Source organism: Camelimonas lactis (assembly GCF_004342915.1).
In the GTDB taxonomy this organism is placed as follows: domain Bacteria; phylum Pseudomonadota; class Alphaproteobacteria; order Rhizobiales; family Beijerinckiaceae; genus Camelimonas; species Camelimonas lactis.
On sequence record NZ_SLWL01000003.1, the window covers coordinates 173,072 to 191,741 of the forward strand.

17 protein-coding genes are annotated in these 18,670 nt (G+C 63.4%); 10 read left to right on the plus strand and 7 right to left on the minus strand.

Annotated elements, in window-relative coordinates:
• Nucleotides 1–44 precede the first annotated feature (44 nt).
• From EV666_RS05290 to EV666_RS05305, 4 genes are all read right to left on the minus strand, one after another.
• Complete coding sequence (locus tag EV666_RS05290; RefSeq protein ID WP_132004155.1) at nt 45–1,328, minus strand: beta-ketoacyl-ACP synthase; 1,284 nt, start codon at nt 1,326–1,328, stop codon at nt 45–47.
• Between the two features lie 31 nt (nt 1,329–1,359).
• On the minus strand, nt 1,360–2,502 hold the full coding sequence (locus EV666_RS05295; RefSeq protein WP_132004158.1) for a beta-ketoacyl-ACP synthase: 1,143 nt from the start codon (nt 2,500–2,502) through the stop codon (nt 1,360–1,362).
• Nucleotides 2,503–2,967 carry a 3-hydroxyacyl-ACP dehydratase FabZ family protein gene (locus tag EV666_RS05300; RefSeq protein ID WP_132004161.1) on the minus strand — a complete coding sequence of 155 codons (465 nt, stop codon included), beginning with the start codon at nt 2,965–2,967 and terminating at the stop codon, nt 2,503–2,505.
• 73 nt (nt 2,968–3,040) lie between these two features.
• Nucleotides 3,041–3,322, minus strand: coding sequence for an acyl carrier protein (locus EV666_RS05305; protein WP_132004164.1), 282 nt, complete (start codon nt 3,320–3,322; stop codon nt 3,041–3,043).
• Between the two features lie 387 nt (nt 3,323–3,709).
• Between EV666_RS05305 and EV666_RS05310 the strand changes: the two genes are divergently transcribed.
• Both EV666_RS05310 and EV666_RS05315 read left to right on the plus strand, forming a co-directional pair.
• Complete coding sequence (locus EV666_RS05310) at nt 3,710–4,519, plus strand: ABC transporter permease (RefSeq protein WP_132004167.1); 810 nt, start codon at nt 3,710–3,712, stop codon at nt 4,517–4,519.
• Nucleotides 4,520–4,531: 12 nt separating this feature from the next.
• Nucleotides 4,532–5,311: an ABC transporter ATP-binding protein gene (locus tag EV666_RS05315; RefSeq protein ID WP_132004170.1), complete on the plus strand. Its 780-nt coding sequence runs from the start codon at nt 4,532–4,534 to the stop codon at nt 5,309–5,311.
• 94 nt (nt 5,312–5,405) lie between these two features.
• Here EV666_RS05315 and acnA read toward each other — a convergent pair whose 3' ends face one another.
• Entirely contained in the window at nt 5,406–8,090 is a 2,685-nt protein-coding gene (gene acnA, locus EV666_RS05320) for an aconitate hydratase AcnA (RefSeq protein WP_132004173.1), read from the minus strand.
• 333 nt (nt 8,091–8,423) lie between these two features.
• On the opposite strand from acnA, the gene ccmA reads away from it, so the two are divergent.
• The 5 genes from ccmA to rfbD all read left to right on the plus strand — a co-directional run bounded on the left by ccmA (nt 8,424) and on the right by rfbD (nt 12,491).
• Entirely contained in the window at nt 8,424–9,116 is a 693-nt protein-coding gene (ccmA, locus tag EV666_RS05325; RefSeq protein ID WP_132004176.1) for a heme ABC exporter ATP-binding protein CcmA, read from the plus strand.
• On the plus strand, nt 9,113–9,781 hold the full coding sequence (gene ccmB, locus EV666_RS05330; RefSeq protein ID WP_132004179.1) for a heme exporter protein CcmB: 669 nt from the start codon (nt 9,113–9,115) through the stop codon (nt 9,779–9,781). The genes ccmA and ccmB overlap by 4 nt, the downstream gene beginning before the upstream one ends.
• A gap of 123 nt (nt 9,782–9,904) precedes the next feature.
• Nucleotides 9,905–10,966: a dTDP-glucose 4,6-dehydratase gene (gene rfbB / locus EV666_RS05335; protein ID WP_132004182.1), complete on the plus strand. Its 1,062-nt coding sequence runs from the start codon at nt 9,905–9,907 to the stop codon at nt 10,964–10,966.
• Between the two features lie 30 nt (nt 10,967–10,996).
• Nucleotides 10,997–11,554, plus strand: coding sequence for a dTDP-4-dehydrorhamnose 3,5-epimerase (rfbC, locus tag EV666_RS05340; protein ID WP_132004185.1), 558 nt, complete (start codon nt 10,997–10,999; stop codon nt 11,552–11,554).
• Nucleotides 11,555–11,591: 37 nt separating this feature from the next.
• A complete protein-coding gene (rfbD, locus tag EV666_RS05345) occupies nt 11,592–12,491 on the plus strand; it encodes a dTDP-4-dehydrorhamnose reductase (protein WP_132004188.1) in 900 nt (299 codons plus the stop codon).
• Nucleotides 12,492–12,627: 136 nt separating this feature from the next.
• Here the strand turns inward: rfbD and EV666_RS05350 are convergent, their stop codons facing one another.
• Nucleotides 12,628–13,623: a GDP-L-fucose synthase family protein gene (locus EV666_RS05350; protein ID WP_245514250.1), complete on the minus strand. Its 996-nt coding sequence runs from the start codon at nt 13,621–13,623 to the stop codon at nt 12,628–12,630.
• Between the two features lie 453 nt (nt 13,624–14,076).
• Nucleotides 14,077–15,309, minus strand: a complete 1,233-nt coding sequence (locus EV666_RS05355) for an FAD-dependent monooxygenase (RefSeq protein WP_245514223.1) — start codon at nt 15,307–15,309, stop codon at nt 14,077–14,079.
• Nucleotides 15,310–15,489: 180 nt separating this feature from the next.
• Between EV666_RS05355 and EV666_RS05360 the strand changes: the two genes are divergently transcribed.
• The 3 genes from EV666_RS05360 (at nt 15,490) to EV666_RS05370 (ending at nt 18,570) form a co-directional block, all read left to right on the plus strand.
• The gene (locus tag EV666_RS05360; protein ID WP_132004194.1) at nt 15,490–16,377 is read left to right on the plus strand and encodes an acyl-CoA thioesterase; all 888 of its coding nucleotides are present in this window, start codon (nt 15,490–15,492) and stop codon (nt 16,375–16,377) included.
• A 322-nt stretch (nt 16,378–16,699) separates the two neighbouring features.
• Entirely contained in the window at nt 16,700–17,038 is a 339-nt protein-coding gene (locus EV666_RS05365) for a P-II family nitrogen regulator (protein ID WP_132004197.1), read from the plus strand.
• Nucleotides 17,039–17,070: 32 nt separating this feature from the next.
• The gene (locus tag EV666_RS05370; protein ID WP_132004200.1) at nt 17,071–18,570 is read left to right on the plus strand and encodes an ammonium transporter; all 1,500 of its coding nucleotides are present in this window, start codon (nt 17,071–17,073) and stop codon (nt 18,568–18,570) included.
• The last annotated feature ends 100 nt before the right edge of the window (nt 18,571–18,670 follow it).

Sequence of the window (18,670 nt, forward strand, 5' to 3'; positions counted from 1 at the left end):
GGCGCCCATGGCGCCGCGTCGGTCTGCAGCCCATTCCGGCCAGTTCAACCTGGCTCGCCAGAGAACACCAGACAGGTGTTTTGCCCGCCGAAGCCAAACGAATTCGACAGAACGTAACGCACATTGGCGTCACGAGCGACATTCGGCACCACATCGAGCTCAATGGCCGGATCTGGAACGTTGTAGTTGATCGTCGGTGGAATCCGCCCCGTGGCGATGGTCATCAGCGACGCCACCGCCTCGACTGCGCCAGCGGCTGTCAGAGTGTGCCCCACCATCGATTTGTTGGACGAAATCGGCACGGACTTCATCCGCTCGCCAAGCACTGACGCCAGTCCCAGCGCTTCCATCTTGTCGTTCTCAGGCGTGCTGGTGCCGTGCGCATTGACATAGTCGATGTCGTCCGGCGACAGGCCCGCGTCGCGGATCGCGCCTTCGATGGCGGCGATCGCCGGCGCGCCGTCCGGACTGGAGCGCGTGCGATGGAAGCTGTCGCCTTTCTCGCCGCATCCCAGCACGAAGCCAAGAATCTTCGCGCCGCGCGCCAGGGCGTGGTCATAATCTTCCAGCACCACCGCAGCCGCGCCTTCGCCCATGACAAAGCCGTCGCGATTCTTCGAAAACGGCTTGGAGGCGCCTTCCGGCGGATCGTTCTGTGTCGAAAGGGCGGAGAGCAGCGAGAACCGGATCAACGATTCCGGGTGGACCGATCCATCGGTTCCCATGCAGAGCGCCGCCTGCGTTTCGCCGCGCCGGATCGCCTCGACGCCAAGCTGGATCGAGGTCGCGCCCGACGAACAGGCCGTCGACAACGAAATTGGGGATCCCTTGGTCCCGAAACACCGCGCGACATTCTCGGCGACGGTCCCGAACAGGAACAGTTCGTACCATGCCCGGAATTTCCCGGTGCGCGCGCCAGCCAGCAACGTGGCGTAGGTCACGTCCTCGCCATTGGCGCCAGCTTCCGCCAGCGCCCGCCGGTGCGGCCACTCCATCTCGACTGGCGGCACGGCGATGAATAGCGGACCGGGAAAATCCCCCGGCGCGCCGATGCCGGCCTGGCCAACAGCCTCCGCGCCAGCCCGCATCGCCATTTCCTGCGACAACGCCGGAGCGCAGAACGGCTCCGCCTTGATGAAATCAACGGTGGCGGCGATCGTGGTCTTGAGACCCGCAACGGGAAAGCGGCTGAGCCGCTTTACGCCCGACTGGCCTGCCGTGAGCGCGGCCCAGTTGTCCTCCTTGCCCTCGCCGAGGGAGGTGACAATGCCAAGACCGGTGACAGCCACCAGTGGCCGGCCTGCCCTATCGCGATGTGGCGACGTCATGCGCGCTGCTCCGCCAGAAAAACCATGCGTTTCAACCCACGCGCGACAGACGCGCGCTTCCCTCTCCACGCCGGTGACCGACGCCAGTCACCACCGCGTCGTCATACAACCCCTCCGAAAGGGCGGCGGCCGCCAGCGCAACGCCGGCCGGAAACTGCGGTTCGACCAGATGCCCGAACAGATCGCCCGTGACGTGGACCCTGGCGTCGCCAGCCCGCCGGGCGAGCACTGACTGCTCTTCGGCGGTCACGCCGACAGCGCCGGTGGCGCCGGAAAACACCACGCCTCGCGATGGATCAAAGTCCGCCGCAATCCGCCCCCACATCCCGTCCAGCGATGCAGCGACGGACCCTGGCTTGCGCGCGGGCATATCCGACGCGACAGCATCGAGACGGGCAAGCGGCGTAGCTCCCCGCGCCCTGGCGACGTCCGCCGCCTCCACAACCAGAAAGGCCGACCCCGAACCCAGAATGAAGCCGCCGCCGCGATCTTCACGCTCCGTCACTGGCGCATACTCATGCGTCCAAAGATAATCAGCCATGGCGTAGATCAGCAGCACGTCCGGGCGCTCGGCGTTGTAGGAGCCGCCGACAAGGAACGCGTCAGCCTGCCCGGCGCGGATGCGCGCCTCGGCAATGCGCAGGGCGTCAACACCAGCCTGCTCCTCGCCCATGAAGGTGCGGGAGCCACCGGTCACCCCGTGCACGATCGAGATATTCCCGGCCAGCAGATTCGAGAGCTGGGCCAGGAACATGGTGGGCCGGATATCGCTCATCAGACGCTCATTGAGCATCTCGGCTGGATGCTCGGAGAGCGGGGCCTGGGTCAGAATCTGGCCGTCCACCGCATAGTCGCGCTCGCCGCCACCTGCGGCGACAATCATTTCAAGCCGCCCCAGCCGCTCGGCGTCGCCTTTCAGGCCGGCGGCGTCCAGCGCCATGCCGGCGGCAAACACCCCAAGCTTCTGCCAGGCTTCCATCTGCCGCTGGTCAGCCTTCTTGGGGATTTGCTGCTCGTATGGAACCGCGACGACCGGGTGAACGCGATAGGGCGCGAAACTGTCGTTATCGACCTGGGGCGCGTCGCCTTTTTTCAGCGCCTCCAGATGCGCCGCGACGCCAACGCCAGCGGACGACACCATGCCAATGCCAGTAATCCAGATTTCGCGGTCCATTCAGGACGCCTCCGAAGGAGCAAGACCGATATCGCGCGCCCTCTCCTGCATCAGCGCCGACATACCGTCAGGGAATGGCAGCAGCCGGAACATGAGCTCGGCGTCGCAGATTGTTCTGTCGTCGCTGCGAATCCGGGCTTTGGTCACCGCATAGCCAGATCCGAGATGCTCAAGACGGGCTTCGATTTCAAGACGCGCGCCGGGGCCGACAAATGAACGAAACTTTGCCTTCTCCACCCCGGCAAGGAAGGGCATACGATCATAGTCGCTGAGGGCGAGCAAGAGAAAGCCCGAGGCCTGGGCCATCGTCTCCGTCAGCAGCACGCCTGGCATCAGCGGATACCCGGGAAAATGCCCTTCGAACACAGGACTTTCCATGGGAACGGTCGCTGTCGTAAGGATGCGCTTGTCGCCCATGTCGAGCGCAGCGACCCCGTCGATCATCCTGAAATATTCGAGATGCATAGAGGCGCCTTCAACGGGTTGAAGAGCCGTATCCGTCTGGATACGTCTCTTCAGGCACGGAACAGATCGTTATTCAGCCCTGCTTCGCGGCGACGAGCTGGTCGATGCGATCACACAGGTTCTTCAGGACGAAGTATTCTTCCGCCGGGACCTTGCCCTCGTTGACTTCCTGGGTCCACTGCTCGAGCGGCAGCTTGATGCCGAAAGCCTTGTCGATCGCGAAGGCAATGTCGAGAAAGGCCAGCGAATCAACGCCGAGGTCCTCGATGGCGTGCGACTCCGGCGTAATCTGCTCGCGCGGAATATCGCAGGTGTCGGCAATGATGTCTGCAACGGTGTCGAAAGTGGACGCCATTACGTGCTCCTGATCCTGTACAGGTCTGATGCATCCGGAGAAACACCGACTTGCTGAAATGATTCCAGCCAACGCGCGCTGGCCGGTTTGGGCGTACCTATACCGCCGTCGGGGGTGTTGTCCAATGGCGTTCACCGGATTTGATCGCGACGCCTCAGCGCCCATGTCGCAATGGCGTCAGTGGCCTGGTCCATTACAAGCGCCCGCCATCCGCCTGTCATCCACCACAGGACGACGTTTCGCGACATGCCTTCATGATGTATAGGTGCGCCTTTCGACCTGGTGGCCAACCAGCGTACAAGGCCACATTTTCCAGCAGTGCGGCAAGCTGGCGTCACGCCCGCGCCGCCATCGTCCCTCGGCGGACAACCAGGCTCCAGGAGTATCATGTCTCTCAAGCCATCATCCCGGGACTGGCAACGGGCGATCGCAGACGCGCGGCAGGGCCTGTCAGCCTGGCACGTCTGGAACCTGCTGGCGATGACGGACATACGCCAGCGCTACAAACGCTCGCGCGTCGGCCCTTTCTGGATCACGCTCAGCATGGCGGCCTTCGTCGGCGGCATTGGCCTCGTTTATTCGACATTGTTCAAACAGGACATCCGCACCTATCTGCCCTATCTGGCGGTCAACTATGTGGTCTGGACGCTGATCCAGGGCATCATCATGGACGCCACGGGGGTTTTCAGCAGTTCCGGCGTCTACCTCCGTCAGGAGGCCATGCCGAAGACCCTGTTCGCCATGCGGCTGATCATGCGCAACCTCATCATGTTTGCGCATAATATTATCATCATCCCCCTGGTGTTCCTGCTGTTTGGCGTCTGGCCCGACTGGGAGATGCTGCTCGCCATCCCGGGCATGATCATGCTGCTGGTCGCGGCCTATCCGGTTGTGATGCTGATCGGCATGATCTCCACCCGTTTCCGCGACACGCCGGTGATCATCCAGAACGTGCTGCAGATCGCTTTTTTCCTCACGCCCATCATGTGGAAAGTCGATCAGCTTGGCGCCGCCGCCCCCTTTGTGGTCGGCCTCAATCCCTTCGCCATCTTCCTCCGCATCGTCGCCGAGCCGATGAACGGCCGGGCGCCGAGCCTGTGGACCTGGGGCGTCGCCATTCTCGTCATCGTCTTGCTGTACGCCATCACCGGGCCCCTGTTCGCCAGGTTGCGGGCGCGTATCGTTTACTGGCTGTGAGGGAGAGACGTCTTGGCCTCGATTATCCTTGAAAACGCCTGCGTCGAATTCCCGATCTACAATGCGCGCGGTCGCTCGATCCGGCGCAATCTGATGGCTCGCGTTGGCGGCTCCGTCGCTGCGGACGGCGACGTCGTTTCTGTCAACGCCCTGAAGAACATCAACCTCAGGTTGACCAATGGCGACCGACTGGGCCTTCTCGGTCACAACGGCGCCGGCAAGTCGACGTTGCTGCGGGTGCTGTCAGGCGCTTACGAACCATCGTCAGGCACGGCCGAGATCGAAGGCGCCGTGTCGTCGCTGCTCGACATCACCATGGGCATGGATCCGGAGATGAGCGGGGCCGAGAATATCGTCCTGCGCGGGGCAATCATCGGCATGACCATACCGGAGGCGCGTGAGCGTATTCCGGAAATCGCTGAGTTCGCGGAAATCGGTGACTTCCTCGATCTGCCCATGCGCACCTATTCGTCCGGCATGAACTTGCGGCTGGCCTTCGCCATTTCCACGGCGATCCGACCCGACATCCTGCTGATGGATGAACTGATCAGCGTCGGCGACGCCGCTTTCGCCAGCAAGGCGCGGCAGCGGGTGCAGGAACTGATCGCCAGCGCCGGCATTCTCGTGCTGGCTTCACATGATCCAAAATCGCTGCTGGAATATTGTACGCGCGGCATCGTCATGGAACACGGCCAGATCGTCTTCGACGGCCCGATTGAGGAGGCCATCGTGCGGCACGGCATGGAAGTTCCCGAGATCAAAAAAGAGGTTCCCGCGGCAACGGGCGCGTAGTCCTGGCGGTCTCCCATCAAACCGCCCCTGCTATGGAAAGGGCCCGGGACACATGTCCCGGGCCCTTCTCAATTGCCGTTCCTGGGCCGTTGCCTCAGGCCGCGAGCTGGCGCAGCACATAGTGCAGGATGCCGCCGTTGCGGAAATATTCCAGCTCGTCGAGGGTATCGATGCGGCAGATCAGCGGCACACTGAGTTTTTCGCCATTGGCGCGGGTAATATCCGCCGTCAACGTCTGGCGCGGGCGCAGGCTTTCGCCAAGACCGTGGATCGTGACGGTTTCATCACCCTTCAGGCCGAGAGTCTGCCAGTTCGTTCCAGGCTCGAACACCAGCGGCAATACACCCATGCCCACCAGGTTCGAGCGGTGGATGCGCTCGAAGCTCTCGGTGATCACGGCGCGCACGCCAAGCAGGTTGGTGCCCTTGGCGGCCCAGTCACGCGACGAACCGGTGCCATATTCCTTGCCGGCGAACACCACCAGCGGCGTGCCCTCCGCCTGGTACTTCATGGCGGCGTCATAGATCGGCATCTGCTCGCCCCCCGGATAATGGATGGTGACGCCGCCTTCCACACCCGGAACCATCTGGTTCTTGATGCGGATGTTGGCGAAGGTGCCGCGCATCATCACCTCATGGTTGCCGCGACGGGTGCCGTACTGGTTGAAGTCGGCAACGGCGACGCCATGATCCAGCAGATATTTGCCTGCCGGGCTCGCCGCCTTGATCGAACCGGCGGGCGAAATATGGTCGGTCGTGATCGAGTCGAGGAACAGCCCCAGCACGCGCGCGCCGACGATGTCCTCCACCGGCTTCGGCGTTTTGGTGATGCCAACGAAGTAAGGCGGATTCTGCACATAGGTGGACTGGCTGTCCCACCCATAGGTGTTGCCGCCAGAAATCTCGATCTTGCGCCAGTTCTCATCGCCCGTGAACACATCGGCGTAACGGGCGCGGAACAGCGCCTGGGAGATGTTCCGGTCGATGAACTCCTGGATTTCAGCGGAGCTCGGCCAGATGTCGCGCAGGTAAACCGGCTGGCCGTCAGAGCCGACGCCCAGCGGATCGCTGGTCAGATCGACCTGCAGTGACCCGGCCAGGGCATAGGCGACCACCAGCGGCGGCGAAGCCAGATAATTGGCTCGCACGTCCGGATTGACGCGCCCCTCGAAGTTGCGGTTACCCGACAGCACGGCGGCGGCGACAATGTCGTTGTCGTTGATCGCCCTGGAAATCTCCTCCGGCAATGGCCCCGAGTTGCCGATACAGGTCGTGCAGCCGAAGCCGACCAGATTGAAGCCCAGCTTGTCGAGTTCAGCCTGCAGACCGGATTTGGCGAGGTACTCACCCACCACCTGCGATCCCGGCGCCAGCGAAGTCTTGACCCACGGCTTCGACTTCAGCCCCTTCGCGGCGGCGTTGCGCGCCAGCAGGCCAGCGCCGATCATCACGCTGGGGTTGGAGGTATTGGTGCAGGACGTAATGGCGGCGATTACCACGTCGCCATGGCCGAGGTCGAAATTCTTGCCCTGCACCTGATAGCGTTTGGCGATCTCGGCGGCCTTCCTGAACTCGCTCTCCATCGAAGCAACGAAGCCCTGCCTGGCGCCGCTCAGCAACACGCGGTCCTGGGGGCGCTTGGGGCCAGCAAGCGACGGCTCGACGTCATTGAGATCGAGGAACAGCGTATCGGTGAACACCGGATCCGGCGTCTCGCTGGTGCGGAACAGGCCCTGGGCTTTGGCGTATTCGGCCACCAGCGCCACCCGCTCCGGCGCGCGGCCGGTCTTGGCCAGCCAGTCGACGGTCGCCTGGTCGATCGGAAAGAAGCCACACGTCGCGCCATACTCGGGCGCCATGTTGCTGATGGTGGCGCGGTCTTCGACAGTCATGGCGTCGAGACCCGGACCATAGAATTCCACGAACTTGCCGACCACACCGCGCTTGCGCAGCATCTGGGTCACGGTCAGCACCAGGTCGGTGGCGGTGACGCCTTCGCGCAGCTTGCCGGCGAGCTTGAAGCCGACCACCTCGGGAATCAGCATCGACAGGGGCTGGCCCAGCATGGCCGCCTCAGCCTCGATGCCGCCAACGCCCCAGCCGAGCACGGCCACGCCATTGACCATGGTGGTGTGCGAGTCGGTGCCGACCAGGGTGTCCGGATAAGCGACTTCAACGCCATTCTCATTGCGCGTCCAGACCGTCTGCGACAGGTACTCAAGGTTAACCTGGTGGCAGATGCCGGTGCCCGGCGGCACGACGCGGAAATTGTTGAACGCTTCCGAACCCCAGCGCAGGAACTTGTAGCGCTCTGCGTTCCGCTGGTACTCAAGACGGACGTTGTCGCCGAACGCTTTCGGCGTGCCAAATTCATCGACGATCACCGAGTGGTCGATGACCAGATCCACCGGCACCAGCGGATTGATCTTCACAGGATCGGCGCCGAGGCTGTTCATGGCGTCGCGCATGGCCGCCAGATCCACAACCGCAGGCACGCCGGTGAAATCCTGCATCAGTACGCGCGCCGGGCGGAAGGCAATCTCACGCTCTTCGGAGCCACGGTTGTTGGCAAAGGCGGCCACCGCCAGGATGTCGTCCTTGCGGACGGAACGACCGTCTTCAAATCGCAGCAGATTCTCGAGAAGAACCTTCAGGGAGAATGGCAGGCGCGATACGTCCGGCAGACCATTTTCCTCGGCTTTCAGCAGAGAATAATAAGCATAGGCGCGCTCGCCGACCTGAAGCATCTGGCGGCTTTTGAAACTGTCGAGAGAAGTCATGGCGAATCCTGAGCGTGACTGCGGGGAGACCGATCGACGCCTGTGTCGCCAACGTCTGCGGACAGGGCGACCGGTCACCTTCCGGATGACAGCGGACGCCCCGACGCCACCGGCATGGCCGGAATCATCTGGACGCCCAATGCGCGCGCCGCCCCGGGAGTGCCCAGGCCCCGCGCGTCACGCGCGCGGCGCAGCCATGATTTTTATAGAGCGTTTCTTCACCTTTCGCCATAGCCGCGAGTCATTCTAATCTGCGCATGACGCCATCTGGCGGGCGGATTCGCGCCGTTTCAGCCCGTTGCCCGGCGCTTCGCGACATGGCACACAGCCTCCATGATCCTCACAGCCAACAACCTGTCGTGTCGCCGTGGCGGCCGGCTCATTTTCCGCGACATTTCCTTTCGCGTGGCGTCGGGATCAGCGCTTGTCATCACCGGCGACAACGGCGCCGGAAAATCGAGCCTTATCGCCATGATCGCCGGCCTTCTGCCGCCAGCAGGGGGCGACATCACGCTCAGCAATGATCAGGAGCGGGCGCCCGGCGAGCTGATCGGCCTCATGGCGCATCGCGACGGTCTGAAGCCGTCCCTGACCGTTCAGGAGAACCTGTCCTGGGCGCGAAGGCTTCTGGGCGCCTCCGCCACGGGAATTGGCGAAGCGTTGGAAGCGGTGGGCCTCAGCCACGCCATGGACATGCCGGTGGAGCATCTGTCCGCCGGACAGCGCCGCCGGGTTTCGCTGGCCAGGCTTCTCACATGCAGCAGGCCCGTCTGGCTGATGGACGAACCAGCCGGCGCGCTTGACCAACGCTCGATCCGCGGTCTCACCGCTCTGATGCAGCGGCATCTTGCCGGGGGCGGCATGATTATCGCGGCGACCCACCAGCCGCTTGGCCTCGACAACGCCCTGACGCTGCACCTCGCCCCTCCCGCTATCGACGCCGGCGACGAAGAGCCGTTTTGGGAAGACGACGACTGCGAAGACGAATTGCTGATGGGATACGCGCCGGCGCGGGCCGCACCATGACAGGAGCGCTGGCGGCCATCCTCCAGCGTGACATTCGCCTCGCCCTGCGTCAGGGTGGCGGCGCGGCGCTGGGCCTGGTTTTTTTCCTGCTGATCGTCACCATGACGCCGCTGGCGATCGGGCCGGATCCGGCGCTGCTGGCCCGCATCGGGCCAGCGATGCTCTGGCTTGCCGCTGTCCTTTCCATTCTCCTTGGACTGGACCGTCTGTTCCAGGCCGATGTGGAGGATGGTTCGCTGCAACAGATGCGTCTGTCATCGGCCCCACTGGAACTGGTTGTCCTGGCCAAGGCCACGGCGCACTGGCTGGTGACCGGCCTGCCCCTGGTGATCGCGGCTCCCGCCTACGGGTTGCTGCTGGCGCTGTCGCCAGCGGCCATGCTGGCGGTCACAATCACCCTGCTGGTCGGTACGCCTGCGCTGGTATTCATTGGCGCCACCGGGGCCGCGCTGACCGCCGGCATGCGCCGCGGCGGCCTGCTGCTGGCGATCCTTTCCCTGCCGCTGATGACGCCCGTGCTGATTTTTGGCGTATCGGCCACCATGTCGGCGCTGGACGGTCTGACCCCATTCCGGACCCCCTTGCTGGTCCTGGCGGCGCTCACCCTGTTCTCATTGGTTGTCGGCTGCGCAGCATCTGCCGCGGCGCTACGGGCGAGCGACTGAAACGGCGAGGGAAACGATCCGAGGATTGACAGCAAGGCAATGGCGCCCACTCTGGACCTGACAGACGCCGCCCTGGCAGGCGCGGCGCCAACCCTCTTTATGTGAAGCTGATACAGGCAGGTTATGGCGAAACGTTTTCTGGTTACCGGCGGGGCGGGCTTTATCGGATCGGCCGTGGTCCGCAAACTGGTGCGCGACACGCCGCACGACGTGCTCGTTGTCGACGCGCTGACCTATGCCGGCAATCTCGATTCGCTCGAGCCGGTCGCCAACAACCCGCGTTACCGTTTCCTTCAGGCCGACATTCGCGACCAGGGCGCCATGGACGCGGCGGTGACATCGTTCCGGCCGGACGTGATCATGCATCTCGCCGCCGAGAGCCACGTCGACCGTTCAATCGACGGCCCGGCCGAATTTCTGTCCACCAACGTCACCGGCACATTCACCCTGCTCCAGGCCGCCCTCGGTTACTGGCGCAACCTGGACGAAGCCGGCCGCGAGGCGTTTCGCTTTCACCACATTTCGACGGACGAGGTGTTCGGCTCCCTGGGAGCCGACGGCTTCTTCCACGAAGAAACGCCTTACCAGCCCAACTCGCCTTATTCCGCTTCCAAGGCGGCGTCAGACCATTTCGTCCGGGCCTGGCGCCATACCTACGGTCTACCCACGGTGATGACCAATTGCTCGAACAATTATGGGCCTTACCATTTCCCTGAGAAGCTGATTCCGTTGATGATCATCAACGCGCTCGAGGGCAAGCCGCTTCCAGTTTACGGCAAGGGCGACAACGTGCGCGACTGGCTGTATGTCGACGACCACGCCGGGGCGCTGATTGAAGTGGCGACCCGCGGTCGCGTCGGTGAGAGCTATAATATCGGCGGCTGGAACGAGCGGAAGAATATTGACGTGGTGCGCGCCATCTGCGCCCTGCTTGACGAGCTTGCGCCAGACAGCGCCGGGGGCAGCCGCGAGCGCCTGATCAGCTGGGTCGCGGACCGCCCGGGCCATGACCAGCGATACGCCATCGACGCCAGCAAGATCGAACGCGAACTTGGCTGGAAGCCGAAAGAGACGTTTGAAAGCGGTCTGCGAAAAACCGTCGAATGGTATCTCGCAAACCAGCAATGGTGGGATCGGGTGCGCTCAGGCGGATATCGGGGTGAACGCCTCGGCCTGTCCGCCTGATCCGTACACATAAAATCACAGGCTTTCTCCATGCTTTCCGTCACCCCTACCGCCCTGCCGGACGTCAAGATCATCACGCCAGTGCGCCACGGCGACCAGCGCGGCTTCTTCAGTGAAACGTGGAATCGGCAAGCCATGCGCGAAGCCGGCGTCGACGCTGATTTCGTTCAGGACAACCATTCGCTGTCCGGTCCGGTCGGCACCGTGCGCGGCCTGCACTTCCAGTCAGCACCGTTCGCCCAGGACAAGTTGGTGCGCGTGTCGCGCGGCCGGATTCTGGACGTGGCTGTCGACCTGCGTCGATCGTCCCCAACCTATGGCCAGCACGTTGCAGTTGAGCTTTCCGCCGAAAACTGGCGCCAGTTGTGGGTGCCCGTCGGGTTTGCTCACGGATTTTGCACGCTCGAGCCCGACACCGAGGTCCAGTACAAGGTGACGGCGCCCTATTCGGCGGCCAACGACCATGGCGTGTTGTGGAACGACCCGGATATCGGCGTCGACTGGCCGGTGTCCGGCGCAGAGGCCCTGCTTTCACCAAAGGATCTGAAGCAGCCGCGCCTTGCGGATCTTCCTTCCTGGTTCGATTGAACGCGCGCGTACGACAAACAATGGTGGTGAAAAGCCCATGCGGATTCTGGTGACCGGCACGGAAGGTCAGCTGGCGCGCTCGCTGCTGGAGCAGGCGCAAGGAGTAAATGATCTGTCAGTTTTTGCCTTGGGCAGACCTGATCTGGACCTGACGCGGCCGCACGCCATCGCCGGCGCCCTGGCTGGCGTCGACTGCGATGTGATCGTCAACGCCGCCGCCTATACGGCGGTGGACCAGGCAGAATCGGAACCCGATATCGCCCACGCGGTGAATTGCGATGGCGCCGAGGCCGTGGCCCAGGCCGCCGCGCGGGCAGACATCCCGTTCATCCAGATCTCGACCGACTACGTCTTCAATGGCCAGAAAGATGGCGCATGGAACGAAGACGACAGTCCCGATCCACTTTCCGTCTATGGCAAGACCAAACTTGCCGGAGAAATGGCGGTGCAGGCCGCGGCGCCCAAAGCCGCGATCCTGCGCACCGCCTGGGTCTACAGTCCTTTCGGCAAGAACTTCGCCAAAACCATGCTTCGGCTTGCCGAAAGTCGGGACGAGTTGTCCGTTGTCGCTGACCAGACCGGCGCGCCGACCTCAGCCCTCGACATTGCCGGTGGCGTCATTGCCGTGGCGCGCAATCTCGCCGCCCGTCCCGACGACCCGGCGCTGCACGGCGTCTTCCACATGACGGCGATCGCCGGAAGCACGGCCCCAACCTGGGCGGATTTTGCCGAGCAGATTTTCAGCGCCTCCCGCGCCCTCGGTGGACCTTCGGCGCAGGTGCGCCGCATCAGTACCGCCGGGTATCCAACGCCCGCCGCCCGGCCGCGCAACTCGCTGCTTGATTGCACACGGCTGGAACAGGCGCACGGCGTGCGCCTGCCATTCTGGGAAGTGCCCGTTGCAAACATCGTCCGGCGTATTCTGGCGGACAGCTAACGGGCAACGCCCTTCCATCAAAAGGCGATCCTGATTGAAGCGCAGAAAGGTCCAATCAGGAAATTGCCTTTGCCTCTGCTATGGCGCTTCCCCTCCTGAGGGGCAAAGACCATGACGATCCCCCGCCGCGCCCATTTCAAACTTCGGCGCGGCTTGCCGCCATCGCCCGGGGACCTCGCGCCGGCGCTGCAGGGTCGTTCGCGCGCCACCATCGCACCGTGTCCAGCAGGCCGTCACGCAAGCCGATACGTGGGCGCCAACCGAGCGCCCGGATCCGGGAACTGTCGAGCAATTTGCGCGGCGGGCCCTCCGGCCGCGATGGGTCGAAGATGATCCGGCCCCTGTAACCCACCGCATGCGCGACGAGGGTCGCGAGGGTGGCGATTGACACTTCCTCACCCGAGCCAATGTTGAGGGGCGCGTCTCCCGAGTAATACTGCAAGGCATGAACCACGCCATCGGCGCAGTCATCCACATGCAGGAATTCACGCCGGGCAAGTCCAGAGCCCCAGATCACGCATTCTGGAATCCCGGCGGCTTTTGCTTCGCCCATGCGGTAGACCAGCGCCGGAATGACATGTCCGCGCTCGGGATCGAACCTGTCGCCTGGCCCATAGAGATTGGTGGGCATCACCGAGATGAAGTCATGCTCATATTGCCGGCGGATCGCCTGGGCCAGCTTCAGCCCCGCGATCTTGGCGATGGCATAAGCCTCGTTGGTCGGCTCCAGCGCGCCGGTCAGCAAGGCGTCTTCTGTCACTGGCTGTGAAGCCTCTCTCGGATAGATGCAGCTTGAACCGAGAAACACCAGCTTCCTGACATCATATTTATGCGCGGCCCCGATAACATTGCCTGCAATCGCCAGATTGTCCGTCAGAAATTCCGCCGGCCGGGCGCTGTTGGCGGCAATGCCGCCGACAGTCGCCGCAGCCAGCAGCACGATGTCGGGCCGATTGCCGGCCATCCAGGTCTCCACCTCCTGTTGCCGTCGCAAATCCAGCCGCCGCCGGTCGATTGTCAGGATATCGCACCGCTCCCGCAGCAGCCGCCGTCGCAGCGCGCCGCCAACCAGCCCGGTGTGACCCGCGATAAATACCCGCGCGCCCTCCAGTCGACAGGACGGCGCCGGCAGGACATCGTTTCCGGGCTCTGGAAGATCAATGCGCCCGACGACGCCCGTCAGTGGAGAAACGTAAGATCGATGGATAGCCTGGCCCTGTACCGTAGCGCCCGACGTTAATCTCGCGCGGTCGACATAAGAAAGAGCCCTCATTTGACGTCGCCCCCTCGCTCATGTAGCTTTAATCAAATATTAGCAAACAACGATAAATAGCAACACAGAAATGTCGATAATTTTTACAGATGAATGCTTTTGCAACCGCCTATCGATAAATGGTTGTCTTTTTCGCCAACCGAACGTCGCATGTACGCGCAAGTAGGACCAAGAAAAAGACAAATGAAGACAGGGGGCCGCACTCCGGGCGGCTGCCTTCACCAGCGTGGCGGCTGGACGCCAGGCTCATGGACGCACAGGGGAGGAACTGAATTTTCCAAACGCGCGTGGCGTAGACAGGGCGCGCGCCCGTCAGTCGCGTGTGGACGCGCCGACGCCGGCCGCCTCGCGGATCAGCATCTGCTTCACAACCGAAGAGCGTCCGGCCAGCCGGGCGCCCAGGCCGCGAATCAGCCGTAGCGGGGTAAAATCGCTGGAAAACAGCCGGTTCAGACCGTCTGTCACCGTCGCCATGGCGATGACGTCAGCGCGCCGGTTACGGTCATACGCGCGCAGCAAATTCATCTCGCCGGCCGGCAGGCCAATGCGGATTGCCTCGACCAGCGCATCGCCCAGCGTCATCACATCTCTCAGGCCAAGGTTGAGCCCTTGTCCGGCAATCGGATGCACCTGATGGGCGGCGTCGCCCACCAGCGCCAGGCCATCTGCATAAAACCGGCGCGCCACGCCAAGCGCGAGCGGGAAGGCGCCCACGGGCCAGGTTTCAAGCCGCAGTGAGCCGCGCTCAAGGCCAAATCGCCGCCGGATCTCGGTGAGCATATCCTCCGCGTCCATTGCCAGCAGGGCGGGAACGTCAGCCGCCCTTTCCGTCCAGACGATCGAAGACCGGTTTCCCGTCAGAGGCAGAATGGCGAATGGCCCCGAGGGCAGGAAGTGCTGAATGGCCCGGCCGCCGTGTGGGCGCTCATGCGCGAGGGTCGCGACGATGGCGGTTTGGCCATAACCCCAGCCGTGCCAGCCGATACCTGCCAGTGCGCGCAGATTGGAGCGGGCGCCGTCCGCCGCCACCAGCAGGCTGGCCTGGCGTCGCGATCCATCGGAAAGCCTCGCCATTCCGGAAGAGCCGGCCGCAGCCCCGTTCCAAAGCCAGCGTTCGACCCGCGCATCGCACAGTTCAACGCCAGCCTCGACAGCAGCCTTCGCCAGGGCGTGCAAAACATCGTCATTCGCCAACATATGGGCGAATGGCTCGCCAGCGCCGACATCGCCCGAGAGGGAGAGAAGTTTCGCGCGCACCGGATCAGCCAGCGCGCTGTCGGTGATCTCCATGCTTGCGATGGCTTGGGCGCGGGCGGAAACGGCGTCCCATACGCCAAGCCCCTGGAGCAGTCGCCGGCCGTCCGCCGCCAGCGCCGAAACTCGCAGCGGGTTATCTTCCGGCGCCTTCTGCGCAGCTTCCGCCGCCGCCGGATCGCAGACCACGACCTGCACGCCAGATGCCAGCGCCTGCTTCAGCAACACCGCCAGCGTCATGCCCGCAATGCCGCCGCCTGCAATAATGATGGTCTGGGGGGAATGGGACACGACGCTTCCTGTCTGTGATCGGCACACCCGCCTTATAACGCGCCCGCTCCCAACTTTCACGCCAGGGCAAATATCCGCGCGCGATCCCCCACGCGGACAGACATGACAGCGACCCGCAAAGGCGTCACACTCCGCCCCAGGCAACGGTCAATCGGCTCTGAACGGGCCGGCGGAGGCGTCATGAGCAAGGCCATCGACAACCTTCTGTCGATTCTGGATCTGGAAACCATTGAAGTGAACCTGTTCCGCGGCAGAAGCCCGCAGGATCGCTGGCAACGCGTATTCGGCGGGCAGGTCATCGGTCAGGCTCTGGTCGCGGCCTGCCGCACGGTCGAGCAGCGCACCCTGCATTCGATGCACTGCTATTTCCTGCTCGGCGGCGATCCGCGTGTTCCGATTGTCTATGAAGTTGATCGCATTCGCGACGGGCGCAGTTTCACGACCCGCGGCGTTTCGGCCATCCAGCACGGCCGGCCGATTTTTTCACTCACCGCCTCGTTCCATGTCGATGAGACTGGCCTCGAACATATCCAGCCGCCACCAGACGTGCCGCAACCTGAAGATCTGCCCAGTCAGTCCGACATTGATCCGGCCCTGCTGGCGAAAATGCCGGAGAACCAGCGCCGGTATTATTCCACGGCGCAGCCAATCGAAATCAAGGCCGTCGATTACCAACATTATTTCTCCCGTTACTTTGCCCGTGAACCCACGACCCTGCCGTTCTGCGTCTGGATCCGGGCCGCCAACCGTCTGCCTGATGATCTGGCCATTCACCAGTGCGTGCTGGCTTACGCCTCCGACATGACGCTGCTCGACGTCACCCTGTTTCCCCACGGCCGCAGCGTCATCGAGCCGACGATCCAGAGCGCCAGTCTCGATCACGCCATGTGGTTCTACGGCGATTTCCGCGCCGACGAATGGCTGCTGTACGTGCAGGACACGCCGGTGGCGGGCGGCGCGCGCGGCCTGGCGAGGGGCAATATCTACACCCGCGATGGCCGGCTGGTCGCTTCCGTGGCCCAGGAAGGCATGATCCGCCTGCGCCCCGACCTGGCGCGCGCGCCGTGACAGACCTGCCCAAATCCAGATCATTCCCAATGACTAAAAATCAGGCGCCGGCATAAACGGCGCCTGATTTTCATTCCCCACCATTGTGATTGCCAAAACAGGCTTCCGACTCGCCAGCCACTCGCTGAATGATCTCATATCTAATTGAAATACATAATAAATATCTCATGCCGCCTGAATAAATCAAAAACTGGCGCCCTTCTTGCTTTTTGATTTCCGGAGCCATGACCGCCGCAACGGCGGACGCATGGAGGAACCGGGGCCAACCGACTTTCCGGCTGACACGCCGGCAGGTCGCGCGACCAGCAATCGGGGGAAAGCAATGAAGATCGTCATGGCGATCATCAAGCCATTCAAGCTTGAGGAAGTGCGCGATGCACTCACGGCCCTGGGCGTCCATGGCCTCACCGTAACGGAAGTCAAGGGTTACGGCCGGCAGCGGGGCCATACGGAAATCTACCGCGGCGCCGAATACGCCGTCAGCTTCCTGCCCAAGGTCAAGATCGAGGTCGCCGTGCCATCCGCGATGGTGGAGGCGACGGTCGAGGCTATCGCCGGCGCCGCGCGCACCGGCCAGATCGGCGACGGCAAGATCTTCGTAACCTCCATCGAAAAAGCCCTGCGCATCCGCACCGGCGAAACCGACGACGACGCACTCTGAGCCCGCTGCCGGCCAGTATCTGGAGAAATAACATGACGCTCATGCGCACAACCGGCGCGCCCTGGCGCCTGCCGAGGGCCCTGGGCCCCGCCGCCGTCGGCATTGGCCTCGCCCTGTTTGCAGGGGCGCCCGCTGCGTTCGCGGCCGGGCCCACGCCAGCGAAGGGCGACGTCGCCTGGATGGCGATTTCGACCATCCTCGTTCTGGCAATGTCGATTCCGGGTCTCGCCCTGTTCTATGGCGGCCTGGTCCGCACCAAGAACATGCTCTCGGTGCTGACCCAGGTATTTGCCATCGTCTGCCTCGCGGCGATGATCTGGGTTTGCTATGGCTACTCCCTTGCCTTCACGGACGGCGGCTCCCTGAACAGTTTTGTTGGTGGCTTCTCCAAGGCTTTTCTCGCCGGAATCACCCCTGAGAGCACCGCTGGCACGTTCTCCAACGGCGTGGTCATCCCCGAGCTGATCTATATGGCGTTCCAGATGACCTTCGCCTGCATCACGCCGGCGCTGATCGTTGGCGCCTTCGCCGAGCGCGTCCGCTTTTCGGCGCTGCTGGTGTTCGTCGGCCTGTGGCTCACCTTCATCTACTTCCCGATGGCGCACATGGTCTGGTACTGGGCCGGCCCCGACGCGGTTGCGGCGGCGGCGCGTGAACTGGCTGCAGCGACAACAGAAACAGCGAAGGCCGCGGCGCAGATCAAGCTTGATGCTGTCAACGCCGATGCGGGCATGCTGTTCAAGTGGGGCGCGCTCGACTTCGCTGGCGGCACCGTGGTGCACATCAACGCGGGCATCGCCGGTCTGGTCGGCTGCCTGATCATCGGCAAGCGCATCGGTTACGGCCGCGAACTGATGGCGCCGCACTCCCTGACCATGACCATGATCGGCGCATCGCTGCTGTGGCTGGGATGGTTCGGCTTCAACGCCGGCTCCAACCTGGAGGCCACCGGCGGCGCGGCCCTGGCCTTCGTCAACACCTTCGTGGCCACCGCCGCGGCGGCGCTGGCGTGGATGTTCGTGGAGTGGGCCTTCAAGGGCAAGGCGTCGCTACTCGGCCTCGTGTCGGGCGCGGTCGCCGGTCTGGTCGCCATCACCCCCGCCGCCGGCTTCGCTGGCCCGATGGGGTCGATCATTCTCGGTCTCGTCGCCGGCGCGATCTGCTTCTTCTTCTGCACCACCGTTAAGAACGCCTTCGGTTATGACGATACGGCGGACGTTTTCGGCGTTCACTGCATTGGCGGCATTGTCGGCGCCATCGCCACTGGCGTTCTGGTCGCTCCGGCGCTCGGCGGCGTCGGGCTTGTCGACTACGCGACCAATCCTGGAACCGCATCGCCTGCTGCTTATGTGATGGCGACGCAGGTCTGGGCCCAGATCAAGGCAGTGCTGTTCACCATCGTTTTCTCGGGCGTTGGCTCGGCCATCCTGTTCAAGATCGTCGACCTGGTCATCGGTCTGCGGGTCTCCGTCGAGGAAGAGCGCGAGGGTCTCGACATCGCCGATCACGGCGAGCGCGCCTACAACTATTGAGCGGAGGCGCCCGGATCTGGAGAACCCGGTGCGGACTCCCTGCCAAAAGACCTGGCGATCATCATTTGTCTCCGCGCCCTGTGGCGCGGAGATTTCTTTT